Below are 19,589 nucleotides of genomic sequence, written 5' to 3' on the forward strand. Positions count from 1 at the left end.
ATGGCATCGATCTCCATCCAGCACCTCGTCAAGAAGTACGGCGACGGCTTCCCTGCGGTCAACGACGTCTCGATCGACATCGCCGACGGCGAGTTCATGATCCTGGTCGGGCCGTCCGGCTGCGGGAAGTCGACCTTGCTGCGGATGATCGTCGGTCTCGAGGACATCAGCTCGGGCGACCTGAAGATCGGCGACCGCCGGGTCAACGACCTCGCACCGCGCGACCGCAACCTGGCGATGGTGTTCCAGAACTACGCCCTCTACCCGCACCTGACGGTCTACGAGAACATCGCCTTCCCGCTGCGACTGGCCAAGAAGGACAACGCCGAGGTCGACAAGCTGGTCAAGGAGGCAGCGGCGACGCTCGAGCTGGAGGAGCACCTCCAGCGCAAGCCCGGCAATCTCTCCGGCGGCCAGCGGCAGCGGGTCGCGATGGGCAGGGCGATCGTGCGCCAGGCCGACGCGTTCCTCTTCGACGAGCCGCTCTCCAACCTCGACGCCAAGCTGCGCGGCCAGATGCGCACCGAGATCTCGCGGCTGCAGAAGAAGCTCGGCATCACCACGGTCTACGTCACCCACGACCAGACCGAGGCGATGACGCTGGGCGACCGGGTCGCCGTACTCAAGCGCGGCATCCTCCAGCAGCTCGCCACCCCGCGCGAGCTCTACGACAACCCGGGCAACCTGTTCGTCGCCGGCTTCATCGGCTCGCCCCCGATGAACTTCCTCCCCGTCGAGGTCGACGGCACGTCGGCGAAGCTCCCCTTCGGCTCCGTCGAGCTCCCCGCCGACAAGGCGCAGAAGGTGGCGGGGCGCGGCTTGCTCATCGCCGGCATCCGACCCGAGCACTTCGAGGACGCCTCCCTCACCGACGGCAGCGGCGGCAGCACCTTCCAGGCCAAGGTCGACGTGGTCGAGTGGCTCGGCAACGAGACCTACGCCTACATCCCGTTCGAGGCGCCCCCCGAGGTGGCGAAGCAGCTGCACCAGCTCGAGAAGGACCTCGACGGCGAGGCGATGCGCACCCAGCTCGTCATCACCCTCGACGGGGCGAGCCGGATCAAGGAGGGCGAGACCGCGGAGATCTCGGTCGATGCGTCGAAGATGCACTTCTTCGATCCGGCGACCGGGGAGAACCTCACGGTCGATCCGGCCAACGCGGGTCAGATCCCCGGCGCCGCCGTGCCGGCCTGAAGCAAGCAGCCGGTCACCGGCCGAACAGGTCGGTGACCTCGCTCCCCAACCCGAGCCGGGTGAAGTGTTCCTCGGGGACGTCGACACAGAGGGCGCGACCGGTGACGACGCGACCGGCGGCGCCCGCCAGCTCGACGACGACCGTTCGCTTGCGGCCCACCGTGCTCTCGATCCACGCCGAGCAGGTCAACCGCTCCCCCGTCATCACCGGAGCGTGATAGGTGGTGGTGAGGCTCGCCGTCACGAAGCGCACACCCAACCGGGTGAGGACCGAGCCGGCGATCTCGTCGACGACCGCCGCGATCGCGCCACCGTGAGCAATGCCCGGCACGCCTTGGTGCCGAGCGTCGAGCACCACATCACCGACGATGCCCTCCTCGCCAGGACACCGGAGGTCCAGTTCCACCTGGGCCGGGCTGCACGGGCCGCAGACGAAGCAGCGGTCGTGGTGGGGTGTGAGTGCGCCCGCGATCGTGGTCTCAGGCGACGTGCTCACGCGTCTCCTTCGCCAGGTTCGGTGCGATGCCGAGCGCCGCGCCGTGCGCGGCGTAGGTGCGAAACGAGTCCCAACGGTGGCGGATGATCCGCCCGGTGGGCTTGCGCAGCACGCGCGGCAGTGCGCGGTCGATGAGCCGGACCACGGTGCCGAACGCGCGCAGCGCCCGCTCGTCGCGAGCGGTCCAGCGCAGTCCCAGAGTGGTGCGCAGAGTCGGCGGGATGGTGCCCACGGTGACCAGCAGGGCCACGCGGCCGACGACCCCGTGTCCGATCGGGCGCCACAAGATGGCCGGGACTCGCGGCGGCGCTGGCGGACGGCGGATCGTGCCCAGGACCTCGTGGGCCGTCGGGTGGTCCTCGAGGCGCTCCTCGACAACGGCGTCGAGCCACTCCCGGTAGGCGAGGTAGTCCTTCGGCACGCGCGACTCCGGAATGCCGAAGGCAAGTCCGGCTGCTCGCCAGGCGGCGTAGACGTCCTCAGCTTCGTCGGCGGTGAGCCGCTTCCCGAAGATCTCGGCCGCCTTCTCCGTGGCGTAGCAGGCCGTGGCGGGCACCAGGAATGCCCCTTCGGGGTCCCAGGCGTGGAAGGACCGGCCTTGGTGGTCGGTGCCGCCGATCTGCTTGTGCATCGCGCGCAGGTCCGCGCTGAACCCCGCTGCCTCCTCGCCCATCACGACCATCGCCAGCACCGGCCACACCGAGCGGTCGAAGCGGCCGTAAGGATCGGTCGCATAGGTCGAGTACGCCTCCACCCCTCCGCCGATGACCGGGTGGGAGACCTGCATCAACAGACCGGTGCCGACCAGCATGAGGAACCGCCAGTCCTCAGCCCAGTCGACCGCCACCGAGGTGCGTTCCATGAAGATCTCCCATCTGATTACACCTGTTACCTGATGCCAGGCTACGCATCTGATAACGGGCGTGACAAGATGGTCGGGTGGTGAGCACCGACACAGCGCGGGACTACGCCGGCCAGGACGCGGCCGCGCGCGCCAGCAGTCGCCGTACCCGCCTGCTCGCTGCCGGCCTCGAGGTGCTGGGCACTGACGGGGCCACCGCGCTGACAGTCCGGCGCGCCCTGGCCGAGACCGGGTTGGCGCCGCGCTACTTCTACGAGAGCTTCGCGTCGACCGACGCGCTGCAGGTCGCTGTGTTCGAGCAGGTCCTCGCCGAGGTGGAGGACGGCGCCCGCCGTGCGCTCGAATCGGCCCCGAGGCGCGCCCGCGCCAGGATCCGCGCGGTCTTGCTCGCCTTGTGCGAGGTCCTCCTCGACGATCCCCGCAAGGGGCGGATCGTCCTGGTCGAGGCCGTCGCCTCCCCCGCCCTCGGCCCCCTACGGCTCGACGCCGCCGAACGGTTCGCGGGCGTGCTGGCCGAGTTCGCGACCGGCGCCTGGCGCGGGCACGCCCCCGACGCCGGCGCCGTCGTGGTCACCTCCCAGTTCGCGGTTGGCGGGATGGCCGAGACCCTCGCCCGAGTCCTGGCCGGACGTCTGGACCTCGACCGGGACGTCCTCGTCGACCACCTCACCGAGCTGCTCCTCGGCACTGGCGTGGCCTTCAAGGCGATCACCAGCTGATCAGGGCTCAATTTCGAGCGAGGCGCGCGACGAGGCGGGCTTCCTCATCAGCGGCCAGCCCCACCGCCAACGCACTGAGCCATCCGGCGAGCTCGCCATCGGCGAGATCGCGGTGCTCGGTGGGCTCACCGGGTCGCCGTACGGTCAGGGTCGTTCCGGTGACGGTGACGTGCCGACCCTCTTCGTGCTGGGTGATCATCAGCCCACTGCGGAAGTGCGAGGTCGGGAAGGTGCTCGTGTAGTGGTGACCCATCACCACGTCGACCGGCAGCACGGGGAGCTCGTCGACGGTGTGGGTGACCTCCCATCCCTCCTCGCGCAGCCGCAGCAGCTGCCAACCGCGCACGCCGTCACCGCGGACGCGGTAGGGCCAGCCGCGCTGGTCGCTCTCCGCGCCGTCGAGGAGTGGCACCGGATGGAGCAGGCTCATGCCGAAGCCGGGGTCGCACAGCAGCCGCTCTCCGTCGAGCACCACCTCGACGGTCATGTGGGTGCGGCCCTGCACCGGCCCGGTCGTCGGATCGCCGACCCGGCCGAGGTGACGCCGCACGTCGTAGCCGAGGCGCTCGAGCGCCGCAGCGAAGACCGACGCGTGCTCGAAGCAGTAGCCGCCTCTCCCCCGACCGACGAACTTCTCGTTGAGCGCCTCCATGCTCACGCCCCGGTGCTGGTCGAGCAGCACGTCGATGTTGTCGAAGGTGAAGGTGCGGACGTGCGCCTCGTGGAGCGCGTCGAGCGCCGCCCGGCTCGGGGGCTCGGCCGCGAGCCCGAGCCGTCCGAGGTAGCCGTCGAGGTCGAGAAGGTCGATCTGCCAGGGGTCTGCACTCACCCGCCGATCGTAAGGTCGGTGCCATGACCGTCCGCCAACTCCGCCTCGTCGTGCACGCCTCCGACTACGAGGGGGCCCTCACCTTTTTCCGCGACGCCCTCGGCATGCCCCAGGCCGAGGCCTACTCGGGACCGGGCGGCGCCGAGGTCGCGATCCTCGACGCCGGCCGAGCGACCCTCGAGATCTGCAACGACGCTCAGGTCGACTACATCGACGAGGTCGAGGTGGGGCGCCGGGTCGCACCGCACTTCCGGGTCGCCCTCGAGGTTGACGACTGTGCGGACGCGAGCGCCGCCGCCGAGGCGGGAGGCGCGATGCCGGTCGCGCCGCCGACCCTGACGCCGTGGGTCTCGCTCAACGCCCGCTTCGACGCGCCGGGCGAGGTGCACCTCACCCTGTTCGAGGAGCGCGCCTGAGGTCCATCCCGACCTCGAGCGTCATGCCGAGCTCGATGCCCTCGGCTCGTCGTACGACGTCCTTGAGCGGCAGCAGGTAGCGGCCGTCCTTCGGGAACAGCGCGGTCGTGAACTCGGTGTCGCCGATGACGGCGGTGACCGGGACCTGGCCCCAGTACTCCAGGCCCTTCGCCGCGTCCTTGACGTCGTCACTGTCCTCGACCGGGATGTCGGCGTAGTAGAACGGCGCCGGCCCGCGCCACTCGATGACCGCTGCCGAGAACTCGAACTCCACGAGGAGAGCGTAGGTCGCCACGGAGCGCCAGTGAATTGACGTGCAACCTTTGGTTGCATATTCGGCGGATCGCACGTAAGGTCACATGCAACCAAAGGTTGCACATGAGAGGAAGACAAATGATCGACATCTGGCACCGGATCGGCGCGGTCGCGCCGATCGACGAGGTCTACAGCGCGATCGCGACGCCCGCCGGCGTTGCCGCGTGGTGGACGGGCGAGACCAGCGGCGACGGTGACCTCGGCACCCCCATCGAGGTGACGTTCCGTCGTGAGAACGGCGACCTGGTCGGCTCGATCGAATTCGAGGTCGAGGAGCTCGAGCCCGGCAAGCGCGTGGTGTGGCGATTCACCGGCGGACCCGAGGAGTGGCTGGGCACCCGTGCACAGTTCGAGCTGACCGAGGCCGACGGCGGCTTCACGATCCTCAACTTCGGCCACCTGGGCTGGGCCGAGGAGGTCGAGTTCCTCCACCACTGCAGCACCAAGTGGGCGACCTACCTGCTGAGCCTCAAGCAGCTCGTCGAGACGGGCAGCGGGGCGCCGTCGCCGCGGGACGTCATGATCAGCGACTGGCACTGAAGCCATGTGCGCTCCGGGTGCCAGACTGACCGGCATGGACGCTGGGGACTACGCGACGATCGAGCGGTCACTGCACATCGACGCCCCACCCGAGGTGGTCTTCGCCGTCATCAGCGACCCGGCGCACGTGCGCGAGTGGTGGGCCGACGACGCCGAGTTCGCGGAGGGCGAGCCGGGCTGGCTCGGGTTCGGCGACCTGGAGGCGGACGGGAAGCGGGTCAGCTTCCAGGTCGCCGACGCGGTGCCGCACCGGCTGTTCTCCTTCCGGTGGACCCACGAGGAGGGCGTGAAGCCCACACCCACCAACTCCAACCTGGTCGTCTTCGAGCTCGAGCCGGCCGGAGCAGGGACCCGCCTGGTGTTCAGCGAGGTCGGCTTCCGCGAGCGCGGCTGGAGCGAGGCGAAGGCGCGCGACGTCCACGCCGACCACACCAACGGCTGGGACCACTTCCTCGGACGCCTCGCCGACTACGCCGCCCGCACGGGTGCGGTCCGATGAGCACCGCTGTCGACGACGAGCTGTGGTCAGCGATCGGTGACCCGACCCGCCGCCGGATGCTCGACCTGCTGATCGCCGAGGGCGGCGGCACGGCCACCAGCCTCGGCGGGCAGCTGCCGGTCACCCGCCAAGCCGTCACCAAGCACCTCGCCGTGCTCGACCGCGCCGGCCTGGTCCACTGCGACCAGGTCGGACGCGAACGTCGCTACCGGGTCGACGAGCAGCAGCTCGCCCGGGCCGCAGCCGAGCTGGCCGACGTCGGCGCTGCGTGGGACGCCCGGCTGCGGCGGATCAAGCGGATCGCGGAGCGGATTCACCGAGCGACGCGTCAGGACTGACGTAGACCGAGCCGCCGAGCTCCAGGAACTCCGCGGACTTCTGGGCCATCTCGGGAGCGAAGCGGTCCCGCACGTCCTGGCTGATCCGCATCGAGCAGAACTTCGGCCCGCACATCGAGCAGAAGTGCGCGGTCTTCGCACTGTCGGCCGGCAGCGTTTCGTCGTGGAACGCCTCAGCCGTGACCGGGTCGAGCGACAGAGCGAACTGGTCGTGCCATCGAAACTCGAAGCGCGCCTTCGACAGCGCGTCGTCCCAGTCGCGCGCACCCGGGTGCCCCTTGGCCACGTCGGCCGCGTGCGCGGCGAGCTTGTAGGTGATGACGCCGGTCTTCACGTCGTCGCGGTCGGGCAGACCGAGGTGCTCCTTGGGCGTGACGTAGCAGAGCATCGCCGTACCGTGCATCGCGATCGTCGCTGCTCCGATGGCGCTGGTGATGTGGTCGTAGCCCGGCGCGATGTCGGTCGCCAGCGGTCCGAGCGTGTAGAACGGCGCGCCGTGGCACCAGTCCTGCTGCAGCCGGACGTTCTCCTCGACCAGGTGGAGCGGCACGTGGCCGGGGCCCTCGACCATGACCTGGACGTCGTGCTCCCACGCGCGCGCCGTCAGCTCGGCCAGCGTGCGCAGCTCGGCGAGCTGCGCCTCGTCGTTGGCATCAGCGGTGCTGCCGGGGCGAAGTCCGTCGCCGAGGGAGAAGCTGACGTCGTACTGGGCGAAGATCGCGCAGAGCTCGTCGAAGTGCGTGTAGAGGAAGTTCTCCTCGTGGTGGGCCAGGCACCAGCCCGCCATGATCGAGCCACCGCGGGACACGATGCCCGTGACGCGCTGGGCGGTGAGCGGCACGTAGCGCAGGAGCACTCCCGCGTGGATCGTCATGTAGTCGACGCCCTGCTCGCACTGCTCGATGACGGTGTCGCGGAAGATCTCCCACGTCAGCTTGTCGGCCTCGCCGTTGACCTTCTCCAGCGCTTGGTAGATCGGGACGGTGCCGATCGGGACCGGGCTGTTGCGCACGATCCACTCCCGCGTCGTGTGGATGTCGTCGCCCGTGCTGAGGTCCATCACGGTGTCCGCGCCCCAGGTGATCGCGTGGGTCAGCTTGTCGACCTCCTCGGCGATCGAGCTCGTCACCGCGGAGTTGCCGATGTTGGCGTTGATCTTCACGAGGAAGCGCCGGCCGATGATCATCGGCTCGGACTCGGGGTGGTTGACGTTGGACGGGATGATCGCGCGACCCGCCGCGACCTCGCTGCGGACCAGCTCGACGTCGCACTGCTCGCGGTCAGCGACGTAGCGCATCTCCTCGGTGACCAGGCCGGCCCGGGCGTAGGCCATCTGGGTGACGGCGCCCCCGGTCGTACGACGAGGCGCGCGTCGTTCGCCCTGCCACTCGCCCCTGGCCTCGCCCCGACGGATCGCGGCACGGCCGTTGTCGACGAGCTGGGTCTCGCGGCCGTCGTAGATCTCGGTGTCGCCGCGGTCCTCGATCCACGACGCGCGCATCGGCGCGAGGCCGCGCTCGGGCTCGCTGCCTGGCCCCTCGGTGCAGTAGCGGTCGAAGGTCTCGCCGTTGGTGAGCTGCACGCGGGTGAACGGCACGCGCAGGTCACCGACCTCGATGCGGGTGTGGGCGGGGTGGACGGTCATCTGTGGACTCCTTGGTGGGGGGTGATGGTGTGGGCGACCGGCCCTCGGCCGCGGCCGAGGTCCCAGTCCGAGCTGATGAGGAGCTGGTGGGTGACGAAGTCGGCCGCCCGGACGGCGGCGGTGCCGACGTCGGAGCCGTGGGCCAGGTGCGCGGCCAGCGCGCTGCTATAGGTGCAGCCGGTGCCGTGGTCGTTGGTGGTGCGGATCGGGCCGCCCCGGGTGACGATCACTCCCGGGTAGTGGGGCTCCCCGAGCGCGACGAACTCGTCCTCGTTGGGCGTCACCACGTCGGCGATCGGGAGCAGGTGGTCGCGGTAGGCGGTGATCACCTCGTTGGTGGCGAAGCTCGCGCCGGTCGTGGCGCGGATGACGGGGTCCACCACGAGCAGGGGTCGGTGGGCGGAGAGTGATCCCTGGGTCACTCTCCGCCCACCAACTCGGTCCGCGACGAGCCGGACGACCTCGGGAGTAGCCAGCACCCCGGTCTTGATCACCGCGACCGGCAGGTCGTCCAGCACGGCGTCGAGCTGGGCGGCGACGACCTCGAGCGGCACCGGATGGATCGCGCGGATGCCGAGGGTGTCCTGCGCGGTCACCGCCGTGACCACGCACGCGCCGTGCACCCCCAGCGCCGCCAACGTGGCCAGGTCCGCGGCGATCCCCGCGCCCCCGCCGGAGTCGGTGGCCGCGATCGTGAGGACGACGGGCGGCGTCACCGCAGCACCCCGAGGAGTGCGGCGACGACGCGCGCGGGCTCGGCGGACCGCATGACCTCGCCCATGACGGCGACCCCGCACGCCCCGGCCTCGACCGCCGCCGCCGCGTTGGCGGGGGTGACGCCGCCGAGTGCGTAGGTGGGCAGGGGCAGGTCGTCGTACTCACTGATGGGGAGGGGCGGGCCGTAGCCCGGCTTGCTCACGCTCGTGGAGTACGGCGACAGCGTCGCCCAGCTCGCCCCGCCCTCCGCCGCGCGGGCGACCTGGGCCCGGTCGTGGCACGAGCGCCCGAACCGGCCGTCCACGCGGGGCTGGTCGGCCGCCAGGTGGGTGGCATGCGCGGCCGGATCGGGGATGCGCGAGGTGATCACGGTGAGCCCGGGCAGTGCCGCCAGACCGGCCACCAGTGCCTGCCGTCGTTCGGGGGCGAGGTCGTGCTCGCGCACGACGACCGCCTCGAGCCCGGCGTCGACGCACTCGGAGATCGTCCGGAGGAGACCACGCCCCAGCCGCAGCTGGGCCCGGTCGGTGAGCACCAACAGCGGGGTCATCAGATCCGCCCCGCCGTCGGCGACGACGCGCGGGCGACGGCCCGACGCGGGATGCGGCCGGCCCCACGCGCCGCGTGCCCGGCCTCCACGGCGAGTCGGAGCGCCCGCGCCATCGCCACCGGGTCGTCGGCCCTCGTCACCGCGGTCGCCGCGAGCACCGCGTCGCAGCCGAGCTCCATCGCGAGCGCGGCGTCGCTCGCCGTACCGACGCCTGCGTCGAGGACGACCGGCACCGCCACCGCAGCGCGGACCGCCTCGATCGCGTGGGGGTTGAGGACGCCGAGGCCGGACCCGATCGGCGACCCGAGCGGCATCACCGCAGCGCAGCCGACGTCGGACAGCCGGCGCGCCAGGACCGGGTCGTCGGTCGTGTAGGGCAGCACGGTGAATCCGCGGCGCACGAGTTGGTCGGCAGCGTCGAGGAGGCCCACGGCATCGGGCAGCAGCGAGGTCTCGTCGCCGATCACCTCGAGCTTCACCCAGTCCGTCTCGAGCGCCTCGCGCGCGAGCTCAGCGGTGAGCACCGCCTCCCGGGCAGTCAGGCAGCCGGCCGTGTTGGGCAGCAGCGGCACGCCGTGGCGCCGGAGCACCGACAGCAGTCCGCCCTCGCGCGTCGAGGAGGTCCGCCGCACCGAGACCGTGACCAGACCCGGATCAGCCGCGGCGAGCACCGGCTCGAGGAGGGCGAGGCTCGGCAGGCCGCCGGTACCGAGCAGCAATCGGGACGTCAGCTCGCGACCCGCGATGGTGAGCCCGCTCATCCGCCCTGCACCGCCGTCACGATCTCGACCGTGTCGGCCTCGGCGAGCGCCCACCGCGGCCAGTCGCTGCGGCAGACCACCTCGCCGTTGACGGCGACCGCGATGCCGTGCGGACGGGCGTCGTTGAGGCAGGTGGCGAGCAGGTCGGCGACCGTGGGGCCGACGACGTCGGTGGCCGCTCCGTTGACGATGAGCCTCATCGATCTCCTCCTAGGAGTCGTCGGGGGTCGAGTGCGGGCGAGACGACGCCCGTCTCGAGGTGGTCGGCCACCAGTCGCGCCGTGAGCGGGGCGAGCAGGACGCCGTGGCGGTAGTGGCCGGCGGCCAGCACGAGACCCGGGGCAACCGGGCCGACCAGCGGCAGGTTGTCGGCCGTCCCCGGCCGATCCCGCGCGGTCGCCTCGACCAGCTCGGCCCGATCGAGCGCGGGCCACACCAGGCGGGCTGCCGTCAGCAGCCGCAGCACTCCCCCGGCCGTGACGACCGGGGCGGCGTCGTGCTCCTCGCTGGTCGCGCCGACGACGACCTCGCCGTCCGCTCGCGGCACCACGTAGATCGGTTCGCCGTGCACCCAGCCGCGCAGGGTGCGGGGCGGCGGGTCGTCGCAGCGCAGGCGCAGGATCTCGCCACGCACCCCCCTCACCATCGAGGAGTACGGCGGCGGCAGCACCGCGCCCGTCGCGAGGATCGTGACGTCGTGGTCACCGCCGGGGTCGACGGGGACGACCGGCACCCGGGCCAGCAGCGCCCGGACAACGGCGCGGGGATCCACGCTGGCCTCGTCAGGCAGCAGCACCGACCCGTCGTCGAGCTCCTCGGCGGGCGCATGGTGGTGTCGCAACAGCGCGACCTGCCGTGCGACCTGCTGCTGGTCACCCGCGTCGTGGCCCACCAGCAGCGTGCCGGTGTCGTGGAGCGGCACCCCGAGGTCGCGGGCGAAGGCCGGCCAGAGCGCGAGCGACTCCCGACCGAGGCCGAGCAGCGTCTCCTCGCCGTGCCAGAGCTCGGCCGACGGGCTGAGCATCCCGGCTGCAGCGTGAGACGCACCGCTGCCGGGAGCGGGGTCGACGACAGTCACGGCATGACCACGGCGCTGCAACTCGTCGGCCACGGACAGGCCGATGATGCCGGCGCCCAGGATCTTGGTGCGCACGACCTCAACCACCGATGGCCGCGACCAGCTCCTTCGCTGCACCCACCGGATCCGGATGTCGCCAGATACCGCCGATGACGGCCACGCCGAACGCGCCGGCGGCGACCACCGCCGCGACCCGCGCTGCATCGATGCCGCCGATCGCGACGAGCGGGATCACCCCAACCGCCGGCGTGAGTGCCTCGGGCCCGAGCGGTGAGGGCACGCCGGCCTTGCTCGTGGTGGCGAAGACCGGACCGAACCCGGCGTAGTCGGCCCCGTCGCCTGCTGCGCGCAGGACCTCCGCGCGGGACCGGCAGGTCGCACCGATCAGCAGGTCAGGCGCGACCCGGCGCGCTTCGGCGACCGGCAGGTCGGACGCACCGAGGTGCACCCCGTCGGCGCCCACGGCGAGAGCGACGTCGAGCCGGTCGTTGACCAGCACCCGCGCGTCGGTGAAGGCAACGGCCCCGAGCACGCGTTCGGTCAGCGCGCAGAGTGCACGGCCGCCGTACGTCTTGGCGCGCACCTGGAACCCGTCGACCCCGACCTCCGCCAACGCAGGCAGCAAGGTGAGGTCGTCGCGCTCGGAGACCAGGCAGGTCAGGCGCGGCACGCGGTCCAGGTGATCGACACGGCCCATGGGGCTGCTCCTTCGCTTCCTGCGCCGGCATGACCCGGATCAGGTTCGACGGTCGGAGCGGCTCCAGCTCCCTCTCAGCCCGCTGCCGCGGACTCCCGTGCTTGATGAGTGGGGTCACCGTAGCCCACGCCCAGATAGCGGCGTACGGCGGTCGCCGCGGCCCGGCCCGCCCGGTTGCCGCCGATCGTGCTCGCCGAGGGGCCGTAGCCGACGAGCTGGACCCGCCGGTCGGCGACGGCGGTGACGGCGGTCTGCACGTCCTTGCCGATGCTCTCGAGCGCGATGCCGCCGAGCGGGCTGCGCAGGTGAAGGGGCGCCAGATGGGTCACGGCAGGCCGGAAGCCAGTGGCCCAGAGGATGACGTCGACCGCCTCGAAGGAACCGTCCGCCCACCGCACGCCATCGGGCTCGATCCGCGCGAACATCGGCCGACGGGCGTCGTAGACCCCGAGCCGGGCAGCCTCCTGCTCCTGCGGCCGCAGTCCCAGCCCGGTCACGCTCACGACGCTGGCGGGCGGCAGCCCCGCCGCCACGCGCTGCTGCACCAGGGTGATCGCATCCCGGCCCGCGTGCTCACCCCACTCCTGGCGCCAGACCGGCGGGCGACGGGTCACCCACACGACGTCGGTGAGTGGCGCGAGCTCGCCGAGGAACTGCACGGCTGAGGCGCCACCACCGACGACAAGCACCCGCTTGCCGACGAAGTGCTCCGGTCCGGGGTAGTCGACCGTGTGCAGCTGCTCGCCGAGGAACGTCTCCGCTCCCGGGTACGACGGCACGAACGGTCGGGTCCAGGTGCCGGTCGCATTGATGAGGGTGCGCGTGGTCCAGGAGCGCTCGCCGGCACGGACCACGAGCAGGTCGCCGGCTTTGTCGACGCGGTCGACGCGGACCGGCCGGACGACCGGCAGCGCGTGCGCGCGCTCGTAGTCGCCGAACCAGCCGGGGATGACGTTGTTGGCGCGGTCGCGACCACGGCCGGGCGCGGGCGAGTCGGGCAGGTCGGCCACGCCGTGGACGTCGTCCATCGAGAGCGAGTCCCACCGGTGCTGCCAGGCACCGCCGGGCGTCGGGTTGGCATCGAGCACCACGTGGTCGATGCCCAGGCGACGCAGGTGGAAGGACGCGGACAGACCCGCTTGGCCTGCTCCGATCACCACGGCGTCGTACACGTGCATGACATGTCAACCAATCCCGGACGCGGCGTATGCCCGCCGAGCCGCACGCGTATCCTCAGACACCGTGGCTGACGCAGAGTTCCGTTACTCCGACCTCCTCCCGACCGGCAAGGACGAGACTCCTTACCGACTGATCACCACGGAGGGCGTGTCGACCTTCGAGGCCGACGGCCGGACCTTCCTCAAGGTCGACCCCGAGGCGATCCAGCGGCTCACCGCTGAGGCGATGCACGACATCAGCCACTACCTGCGGCCCGCTCACCTGGCGCAGCTGCGCAAGATCATCGACGACCCCGAGGCGTCGGGCAACGACCGCTTCGTCGCGCTCGACCTTCTCAAGAACGTCAACATCTCCGCGGGCGGCATCCTCCCGATGTGCCAGGACACCGGCACCGCGATCGTGATGGGCAAGAAGTCCGAGGGCGTGCTCACCGGCTCCGACGACGCCGAGGCGATCAGCAAGGGTGTCTACGACGCCTACACCAAGCTCAACCTGCGCTACAGCCAGCTCGCGCCGCTGACGACCTACGACGAGAAGAACACCGGCACCAACCTGCCCGCGCAGATCGAGCTCTACTCGACCGCGCAGGGCGAGAAGGGGCCTGAATACAAGTTTCTCTTCATGGCCAAGGGCGGTGGCTCGGCCAACAAGTCCTTCCTCTTCCAGGAGACGAAGGCGATCCTCAACCCCAAGCGGATGTTGAGCTTCCTCGACGAGAAGATCCGCTCGCTCGGCACGGCCGCCTGCCCGCCCTACCACCTGGCGATCGTCATCGGCGGCACCAGCGCGGAGTTCGCGCTCAAGACCGCCAAGTACGCCAGCGCCCATTACCTCGACAACCTCCCCACCGAGGGCTCGATGAGCGCCCACGGCTTCCGCGACCTGGAGCTGGAGGAGGAGGTCTTCAAGCTGACCCAGTCCTTCGGCATCGGCGCGCAGTTCGGCGGCAAGTACTTCTGCCACGACGTCCGCGTCGTCCGCCTCCCCCGCCACGGCGCCTCGTGCCCGGTCGCGATCGCCGTGTCCTGCTCCGCCGACCGGCAGGCGCTCGGCAAGATCACCGCCGACGGCGTCTTCCTCGAGCAGCTCGAGACCGACCCGGCCCACTACCTTCCCGACACCGAGGAGCAGCACCTCATCCAGGGCGGCGAGGTCGTCAAGATCGACCTCACCCAGCCGATGCCCGAAATTCTGCGCATCCTCTCGACCTACCCCGTGAAGACCCGGCTCTCCCTGACCGGCCCACTGGTCGTGGCCCGCGACATCGCGCACGCGAAGATCCAGGAGCGGCTCGACGCCGGCGAGGGGATGCCGCAGTACCTCAAGGACCACCCCGTCTACTACGCCGGCCCGGCCAAGACGCCCGAGGGATTCGCCTCCGGCTCCTTCGGCCCGACCACCGCGGGCCGGATGGACTCCTACGTGAAGTCCTTCCAGGCCGCTGGCGGCTCGATGGTGATGCTCGCCAAGGGCAACCGGTCCAAGCAGGTGACCGAGGCGTGCAACGAGTACGGCGGCTTCTACCTCGGCTCCATCGGCGGCCCCGCTGCGCGGCTGGCCCAGGACTGCATCAAGTCGGTCGAGGTGCTCGAATACCCCGAGCTCGGCATGGAAGCGGTCTGGAAGATCGAGGTCGAGGACTTCCCCGCCTTCATCGTCGTCGACGACAAGGGCAACGACTTCTTCACCGACCCGTCCGGCGCGGTCAACGTGCCGATCAGCGGGATCCGGGTGCGCTCGGCGGAGTAGCGCTCACCACACCGGGAACCTCACCCGCAGCGGGCCCGTTGGGCAAGGAGAAGCACCCGACCCCCGAGGAGAACCCGATGCGCTGCCCGATCGACGAGACCACGCTGGTGATGAGCGAGCGGAGCGGGATCGAGATCGACTACTGCCCGCAGTGCCGCGGCGTGTGGCTGGACCGCGGTGAGCTCGACAAGCTCGTCGAGCGGTCGATCTCGATGCCCCCGCCGGCGCCTGCGGCGCAGCAGCAGTACGACCGCTACGAGGAACGCCGACCCCAGCAGCCCTACCCGACCCAGCAGGGTTACCCCAAGAAGAAGAAGCGGGAGAGCTGGCTCAGCGAGCTGTTCGACTGATCCCGCGGCGCTCCACGTGGTGCCATGCTGTGCGGCGTGGCACTTCACGACGAGCTGGCCGAGCTCCGCATGACGGTCGGACCGCAGGTGTTCGACGACCCGGTGTCCTTCCGAGCCGCCTTCGACGACTTCGTCCCGGAGGGCTCGGCGACCACCGGCGAGGTGAGCCTGCTGGTGGGCGCGATCGCGACCGGTGCGGTGCAGCGGTTGCGCGACCAGCTCGCCCTCGGCGCGGACCCGGCGACCTCGATCGCGAGCCAGGGCGACAACCTCGCGCGCGATCGGGGGACGAGCGAGTCCGACGGAGCTCGCTGGGCGGTCTCGGTCCTCGCTCACGCGATCGGGGTGATCCCGGCCGACATGGTGCCGACCCGGCCGGCGACGTTCCCGTCCTCGCTCGACCGTCCCGACTCGATCGATCCCGGGCCGACGCAGACCATCCCGGACGACGCGACGGTCCCGCGGCCTCCGGATCCGATCGCGCCGCCGCCCCCTCCGCCTCCGCCCACGGCCGCGCCACCTTCTGCAGCTGCGCGGCGCGGGATCAGCCCGGTGCTGGTCGGCGTGGTCGCCACGCTCGCGATCGTCGCCGTCTCCTCGATCGCGCTGCTCCTCCTGCGCGACGACGACAAGGACTCGCCGGCCGACGACCACCCGAACTCCACCAGCGCCTCAGGCTCTGAGGAGGTGCTCGGCGAGATCACCGTCACCGACGGCGACAAGGAGGTCCGGGTCCAGCTCGTCCACGAAGGCACCGAGGCTTCACTCGTCCTGCTGGCCGACCACGACGGCAGCGCCGAGGAGGTCGACCGGATCCCGGCCGGCTGCCCCTACCTCGAGACCGCCTACGACGCCGGGATCCAGAACCAGAACGGCCAGGACATCTACTGGGGCTGGCAGAACACCGGCACCGCGGGCTTCGGCGCCTACGGTCAGGTGCAGGTGGCCGACGAGGTCCTGGTCAACTTCGCGGACCCCGACGCCGAGCCGGTCTGCCCGGGCGTGGAGTAGCGGCAGCGCCGTTGACACCCGGCGAGCGCGCGTTCACCCTGGGGGCTCTCCCTCCTCCGCTCGGGCGGCCGTCGCGAAAGGCTGACCTCGTGAGTCGATCCGTCCCTGCTGCTGCCACTGCCCTGCTCGCGCTGGCCCTGGTCGCGCCACCCGTCGCCACCGCCGAGGCCGCCCGGCCCGCCGCTCCCCGCGCGGACCGAGCCGTGGCACCGCTGACCAACCTCGTGGTGAAGACCGTGCAGATCGGCGGGCGGAAGGTGCGCTTCACCCTCTCGATCAACGACCGGGAGAGGGCGTTCGTCCAGATGAAGCTCCGCCGCGACGGGCACTGGAGGACGGTCGCGAGCGACCGCACCGAGTGCTCCTACTACGACGGCAGCCACGACCCGGCACTCGAGGTGCAGAAACCGACCAAGCAGGTGCTGGTCGGTTGGGACGGGCCAGGCGACGACCACACTGACGAGTACGGCGGCTACAGCGTGCATGACAAAACGATCGACATGTTCGGCTCCGAGTTCTGCACGGCCGCCGGCTGACGCTGACTGCTCCTCTCGCTCCGGTGCGCTCAGTAGTGTCGGAGGCATGAGCGACTCCGACTTCCGCGTCGAGCACGACTCCATGGGCGAGGTCCGGGTGCCCGCTGCCGCGCTGTGGAAGGCGCAGACGCAGCGCGCGGTCGAGAACTTCCCCATCAGCGGGACACCGATCGAACCGGCGCTCATCCACGCGCTGGGCGAGGTCAAGGCCGCTGCCGCCGCGGCCAACGGTCGCCTCGGTGTGCTGCCCGCCGACGTCGCCGACGCGATCGCGGCGGCCGCGCGGGAGGTTGCCGACGGTCGCCACGACGACCAGTTCCCGATCGACGTCTTCCAGACCGGTTCGGGCACCAGCTCCAACATGAACGCCAACGAGGTCATCGCAAGCCTCGCCGGGCTGGGCGGCATCGACGTCCACCCCAACGACCACGTCAACGCCAGCCAGTCCAGCAACGACGTCTTCCCGACGGCCATCCATGTGGCCGCGGCGCTCGCCGTCGTCGCGGACCTCGAACCCGCGCTCGACGTGCTCGCGACCAGCCTCGAGGCGAAGGCCACCGAGTTCGCCGGCCTGGTGAAGTCGGGCCGCACCCACCTGATGGATGCCACGCCGGTGACGTTGGGCCAAGAGCTCGGCGGCTACGCCGCCACCATCAGGTACGGCGTCGAGCGGCTCGACGCCGTGCTGCCGCGGGTGCGCGAGCTGCCGCTCGGCGGCACCGCCGTCGGCACCGGCATCAACACCCCTGAGGGGTTCCCGACCGCCGCCATCGAGGCGCTGTCCGCGGCGACCGACCAGCCGTTCACCGAGGCGCGCAACCACTTCGAGGCGCAGGGCACCCGCGACTCCCTGGTGGAGCTGAGCGGCGTGCTGAAGACGATCGCCGTCGGCCTGACGAAGATCTGCAACGACCTGCGCTGGCTGGGCTCCGGGCCGACGACCGGCCTCGCCGAGATCCACCTGCCCGACCTGCAGCCGGGGTCGTCGATCATGCCGGGCAAGGTCAACCCGGTGCTGCCTGAGGCGACCTTGATGGTCTGCATGCAGGTCATCGGCAACGACGCCGCCGCGACCGCGGCAGGCGCGAGCGGCAGTTTCGAGCTCAACGTCGCCATGCCGGTGCTCGCCCGCAACGTGCTCGAGTCGATCCGCCTGCTCTCGACGGCGACCCGCACCCTCGCCACCCGGTGCGTGGACGGGATCACCGCCGACGCCGACCGGATGCGCCGCTACGCCGAGTCGTCACCCTCGGTCGTGACGCCCCTCAACCGCTACCTCGGCTACGAGTCCGCTGCGAAGATCGCGAAGCAGGCCCTGGCCGATGGCGCGACGATCCGGGAGACCGTGCTCGCCCTCGGCTATGTCGACCGCGGCGAGATCACCCTCGAGCAGCTCGACGCCGCCCTCGACGTCGAGTCGATGACCCACCCCTGATTCAGCCCGGGCGAGCCGCGAGGAGCTGGCGGTCGATCTCCACTCCGAGCAGCTCCCGCAGACCGTCGTGCTCGGGACCGAGCGGGCAGCTGCCCGGATCGGTCATCAGCTTGGTCCAGTGGTGCAGCGCCGCCGGCCACCCGACGATCTCCGCCGGCTCCCAGTCGTAGCGAGGCGTCACGTGGGCGTGCAGGAAGGCGTCGGTGTTTCCTTGGATCTCCAGGTTGATCCGACGGAACTGCGGATCTCGAGCGGAGCAGACCGCGGTGACGGCACGCCCGAGGATCGCCATGTCCTCGAGGAAGAGCAGCTGCCGCTCGGGCGGGAGGTCGGCGAGCTGGTCGGCACCCGGGGTGTCGGTGATCAGGACGCAGTAGCCCGGGAGGTGCTGCACGTCGCCGATCACGGCGAAGCCGGCCCGCATCCGCCGCAGCACCGTCGGGTTGGTGCCGGCCAGGGCGCTGCCGACGCGATCGGCGCGGAAGTCCGCGCCCTCGGTCGCCACCCGGGTCAGGAGCTGCTGCGACCGGTCACGGTCGCCGCGATCATGACAGTGACGGCGGCGACGCCGACCTGCCAGAGGTGCCGGACCCAGTCGATGCCGTTGGTCGCGTTGGTCGCCGACGCCGCGTGACCGTCGAACCGCCCGTTGTTGTCACCGAACAGCGCCCAGTAGAGGTAGCTGCCGACGATCATGCCGACGATGCCGCAGCCGACCGTGAGCCAGAACGGGATCTTGTCGCGGTCGCCCGGGGCGACGGCTCTGCCGAGAAGTCCGATGACGGTGCCGCCGATGAGGGTGACGATGATCAACCAGAGGATGCCCATGGTCGTCTGTTACCCAGCCGCCCGTGCGACCAACCTCAGTACCAGCCGTGACCCTGCGAGTGGCCCCAGGCGCTGCACGGGCTGCCGTAGCGGTCCTGGATGTAGCCCAGGCCCCACTTGATCTGCGTGACCGGGTTGGAGTACCAGTCCGCGCCCACCGAGGCCATCTTCGAGCCGGGCAGCGACTGCGGGATGCCGTGGGCACCGGAAGACGGATTGTGGGCGAGCGGGTTCCAGTTGGACTCGCGGGTCCACAGGAGGTCGAGACAGCCGAACTGGTCCTGGCTCCAGCCGTAGTCGCCGAGCAGCGCGCGGGCGATGTCGTGGGGGTCGGACTCCGACAGGGTCTCGGACTCGGTGACGGCCGACGCCTGGGTCGGTGCCATCACGGCCTGCTTGGTCGGGTCAGCCGCGCCGCGGTGGTCGCTGCGCGAGACGACGGGGAGCCGCTTCGGGGCAGCGGCCAGGTCGGCCTGCGCCCGGAGCTCGCCGACGGTGTTGTCGAGGTCAGCGGCCAGACCGGGCTGCGCCGCGTCGGTCTTGCCGAGGAGCCCACCGCCGATCGTGATGCCGGTGACGGCCATGGCGACGCCTGAGAGCACGACGGTGTTGCGGACGGCGCGCTTCGGAGCCTCTGCGAGGTGAGCGTGCTTGGGGTTGCCGCGGTGCTTGGGGACAGGCTTCGCGTGTTTCGACAAGGGCACGATTTCCGTGTGCGGCAACAGGACGGCTGCCTTCCGAGCGACGTGCGATCTTGATCACACGCCAAGGCAACCCCGCACACGATGCCTGACTTCACGACCGGTCGCAAACCGAAGCGCCCAGGACGTGGCAGCGGGTGTGAT

The 19,589-nt window shown here is 70.9% G+C and carries 26 protein-coding genes and 1 riboswitch; of the genes, 11 read left to right on the top strand and 15 right to left on the bottom strand.

Features of this window, described 5'->3' with window-relative positions:
* Positions 1-1,194 carry an ABC transporter ATP-binding protein gene (locus tag F0U44_RS03260; RefSeq protein ID WP_149726797.1) on the top strand — a complete coding sequence of 398 codons (1,194 nt, stop codon included), beginning with the start codon at positions 1-3 and terminating at the stop codon, positions 1,192-1,194.
* Positions 1,195-1,207: 13 nt separating this feature from the next.
* Here the strand turns inward: F0U44_RS03260 and F0U44_RS03265 are convergent, their stop codons facing one another.
* Together F0U44_RS03265 and F0U44_RS03270 are read right to left on the bottom strand one after the other, a co-directional pair.
* On the bottom strand, positions 1,208-1,690 hold the full coding sequence (locus F0U44_RS03265; protein WP_149726798.1) for a PaaI family thioesterase: 483 nt from the start codon (positions 1,688-1,690) through the stop codon (positions 1,208-1,210).
* Positions 1,674-2,552 carry an oxygenase MpaB family protein gene (locus F0U44_RS03270; RefSeq protein ID WP_149726800.1) on the bottom strand — a complete coding sequence of 293 codons (879 nt, stop codon included), beginning with the start codon at positions 2,550-2,552 and terminating at the stop codon, positions 1,674-1,676. The genes F0U44_RS03265 and F0U44_RS03270 overlap by 17 nt, the downstream gene beginning before the upstream one ends.
* Positions 2,553-2,632: 80 nt before the next feature.
* Here F0U44_RS03270 and F0U44_RS03275 point away from each other — a divergent pair, with 80 nt between their 5' ends.
* Positions 2,633-3,271: a TetR/AcrR family transcriptional regulator gene (locus tag F0U44_RS03275; RefSeq protein ID WP_149726802.1), complete on the top strand. Its 639-nt coding sequence runs from the start codon at positions 2,633-2,635 to the stop codon at positions 3,269-3,271.
* Positions 3,272-3,278: 7 nt separating this feature from the next.
* Here F0U44_RS03275 and F0U44_RS03280 read toward each other — a convergent pair whose 3' ends face one another.
* Positions 3,279-4,100 (bottom strand): arylamine N-acetyltransferase family protein, encoded by an 822-nt coding sequence (locus tag F0U44_RS03280; RefSeq protein ID WP_223163561.1) that lies wholly within the window; start codon positions 4,098-4,100, stop codon positions 3,279-3,281.
* A 23-nt stretch (positions 4,101-4,123) separates the two neighbouring features.
* Between F0U44_RS03280 and F0U44_RS03285 the strand changes: the two genes are divergently transcribed.
* Positions 4,124-4,516, top strand: a complete 393-nt coding sequence (locus F0U44_RS03285; RefSeq protein WP_149726803.1) for a VOC family protein — start codon at positions 4,124-4,126, stop codon at positions 4,514-4,516.
* On the opposite strand, the gene F0U44_RS03290 is transcribed toward F0U44_RS03285, so the two are convergent.
* Entirely contained in the window at positions 4,491-4,811 is a 321-nt protein-coding gene (locus tag F0U44_RS03290) for a DUF1905 domain-containing protein (RefSeq protein ID WP_246160265.1), read from the bottom strand. The genes F0U44_RS03285 and F0U44_RS03290 overlap by 26 nt on opposite strands.
* Positions 4,812-4,909: 98 nt before the next feature.
* Between F0U44_RS03290 and F0U44_RS03295 the strand changes: the two genes are divergently transcribed.
* The 3 genes from F0U44_RS03295 to F0U44_RS03305 are packed head-to-tail and all read left to right on the top strand — an operon-like array spanning position 4,910 to position 6,208.
* On the top strand, positions 4,910-5,371 hold the full coding sequence (locus F0U44_RS03295) for an SRPBCC family protein (protein ID WP_149726804.1): 462 nt from the start codon (positions 4,910-4,912) through the stop codon (positions 5,369-5,371).
* A 34-nt stretch (positions 5,372-5,405) separates the two neighbouring features.
* Positions 5,406-5,870 carry an SRPBCC domain-containing protein gene (locus tag F0U44_RS03300; RefSeq protein ID WP_149726805.1) on the top strand — a complete coding sequence of 155 codons (465 nt, stop codon included), beginning with the start codon at positions 5,406-5,408 and terminating at the stop codon, positions 5,868-5,870.
* The gene (locus F0U44_RS03305) at positions 5,867-6,208 is read left to right on the top strand and encodes an ArsR/SmtB family transcription factor (protein ID WP_149726806.1); all 342 of its coding nucleotides are present in this window, start codon (positions 5,867-5,869) and stop codon (positions 6,206-6,208) included. Before F0U44_RS03300 ends, F0U44_RS03305 begins: the two co-directional genes overlap by 4 nt.
* Here the strand turns inward: F0U44_RS03305 and thiC are convergent.
* The 8 genes from thiC to F0U44_RS03345 form a co-directional block, all read right to left on the bottom strand.
* A complete protein-coding gene (thiC, locus tag F0U44_RS03310; protein ID WP_149726807.1) occupies positions 6,162-7,853 on the bottom strand; it encodes a phosphomethylpyrimidine synthase ThiC in 1,692 nt (563 codons plus the stop codon). The genes F0U44_RS03305 and thiC overlap by 47 nt on opposite strands.
* On the bottom strand, positions 7,850-8,569 hold the full coding sequence (thiD, locus tag F0U44_RS03315) for a bifunctional hydroxymethylpyrimidine kinase/phosphomethylpyrimidine kinase (RefSeq protein ID WP_149726808.1): 720 nt from the start codon (positions 8,567-8,569) through the stop codon (positions 7,850-7,852). Before thiD ends, thiC begins: the two co-directional genes overlap by 4 nt.
* Positions 8,566-9,120, bottom strand: a complete 555-nt coding sequence (locus F0U44_RS03320) for a thiamine phosphate synthase (RefSeq protein WP_149726809.1) — start codon at positions 9,118-9,120, stop codon at positions 8,566-8,568. The genes thiD and F0U44_RS03320 overlap by 4 nt, the downstream gene beginning before the upstream one ends.
* Positions 9,120-9,881 (bottom strand): thiazole synthase, encoded by a 762-nt coding sequence (locus F0U44_RS03325; RefSeq protein ID WP_149726810.1) that lies wholly within the window; start codon positions 9,879-9,881, stop codon positions 9,120-9,122. The genes F0U44_RS03320 and F0U44_RS03325 overlap by 1 nt, the downstream gene beginning before the upstream one ends.
* On the bottom strand, positions 9,878-10,081 hold the full coding sequence (gene thiS, locus F0U44_RS03330; protein WP_149726812.1) for a sulfur carrier protein ThiS: 204 nt from the start codon (positions 10,079-10,081) through the stop codon (positions 9,878-9,880). The genes F0U44_RS03325 and thiS overlap by 4 nt, the downstream gene beginning before the upstream one ends.
* The gene (locus tag F0U44_RS03335) at positions 10,078-11,034 is read right to left on the bottom strand and encodes an FAD-dependent oxidoreductase (RefSeq protein WP_188113373.1); all 957 of its coding nucleotides are present in this window, start codon (positions 11,032-11,034) and stop codon (positions 10,078-10,080) included. Before F0U44_RS03335 ends, thiS begins: the two co-directional genes overlap by 4 nt.
* A gap of 4 nt (positions 11,035-11,038) precedes the next feature.
* Positions 11,039-11,656 (bottom strand): thiamine phosphate synthase, encoded by a 618-nt coding sequence (thiE, locus tag F0U44_RS03340; protein ID WP_149726814.1) that lies wholly within the window; start codon positions 11,654-11,656, stop codon positions 11,039-11,041.
* A riboswitch (TPP riboswitch) is annotated at positions 11,656-11,765 on the bottom strand. (Overlaps the previous gene by 1 nt.)
* Positions 11,731-12,834 carry an NAD(P)-binding domain-containing protein gene (locus F0U44_RS03345; protein ID WP_149726815.1) on the bottom strand — a complete coding sequence of 368 codons (1,104 nt, stop codon included), beginning with the start codon at positions 12,832-12,834 and terminating at the stop codon, positions 11,731-11,733. It overlaps the preceding riboswitch by 35 nt.
* Positions 12,835-12,898: 64 nt before the next feature.
* Between F0U44_RS03345 and F0U44_RS03350 the strand changes: the two genes are divergently transcribed.
* From F0U44_RS03350 to F0U44_RS03370, 5 genes are all read left to right on the top strand, one after another.
* The gene (locus tag F0U44_RS03350; protein ID WP_246160267.1) at positions 12,899-14,584 is read left to right on the top strand and encodes a fumarate hydratase; all 1,686 of its coding nucleotides are present in this window, start codon (positions 12,899-12,901) and stop codon (positions 14,582-14,584) included.
* Positions 14,585-14,661: 77 nt separating this feature from the next.
* Positions 14,662-14,934 (top strand): TFIIB-type zinc ribbon-containing protein, encoded by a 273-nt coding sequence (locus tag F0U44_RS03355; RefSeq protein ID WP_149727520.1) that lies wholly within the window; start codon positions 14,662-14,664, stop codon positions 14,932-14,934.
* A 36-nt stretch (positions 14,935-14,970) separates the two neighbouring features.
* Positions 14,971-15,945: a hypothetical protein gene (locus F0U44_RS03360; RefSeq protein WP_149726817.1), complete on the top strand. Its 975-nt coding sequence runs from the start codon at positions 14,971-14,973 to the stop codon at positions 15,943-15,945.
* 89 nt (positions 15,946-16,034) lie between these two features.
* Positions 16,035-16,481, top strand: coding sequence for a hypothetical protein (locus F0U44_RS03365; RefSeq protein ID WP_149726818.1), 447 nt, complete (start codon positions 16,035-16,037; stop codon positions 16,479-16,481).
* 46 nt (positions 16,482-16,527) lie between these two features.
* Positions 16,528-17,916 (top strand): class II fumarate hydratase, encoded by a 1,389-nt coding sequence (locus tag F0U44_RS03370; protein WP_149726819.1) that lies wholly within the window; start codon positions 16,528-16,530, stop codon positions 17,914-17,916.
* A gap of 1 nt (position 17,917) precedes the next feature.
* Here F0U44_RS03370 and F0U44_RS03375 read toward each other — a convergent pair whose 3' ends face one another.
* Genes F0U44_RS03375 through F0U44_RS03385 form a run of 3 tightly spaced genes read right to left on the bottom strand, consistent with a single transcriptional unit; the run spans position 17,918 to position 19,448 of the window.
* On the bottom strand, positions 17,918-18,421 hold the full coding sequence (locus tag F0U44_RS03375; protein WP_149726820.1) for an HIT family protein: 504 nt from the start codon (positions 18,419-18,421) through the stop codon (positions 17,918-17,920).
* A 5-nt stretch (positions 18,422-18,426) separates the two neighbouring features.
* Entirely contained in the window at positions 18,427-18,744 is a 318-nt protein-coding gene (locus tag F0U44_RS03380; RefSeq protein WP_149726821.1) for a DUF1129 domain-containing protein, read from the bottom strand.
* A gap of 35 nt (positions 18,745-18,779) precedes the next feature.
* Entirely contained in the window at positions 18,780-19,448 is a 669-nt protein-coding gene (locus tag F0U44_RS03385; RefSeq protein ID WP_246160269.1) for an aggregation-promoting factor C-terminal-like domain-containing protein, read from the bottom strand.
* Between the last annotated feature and the right edge of the window lie 141 nt (positions 19,449-19,589).

Source organism: Nocardioides humilatus, from assembly GCF_008373755.1.
GTDB classification, from domain to species: Bacteria; Actinomycetota; Actinomycetes; order Propionibacteriales; family Nocardioidaceae; genus Nocardioides; species Nocardioides humilatus.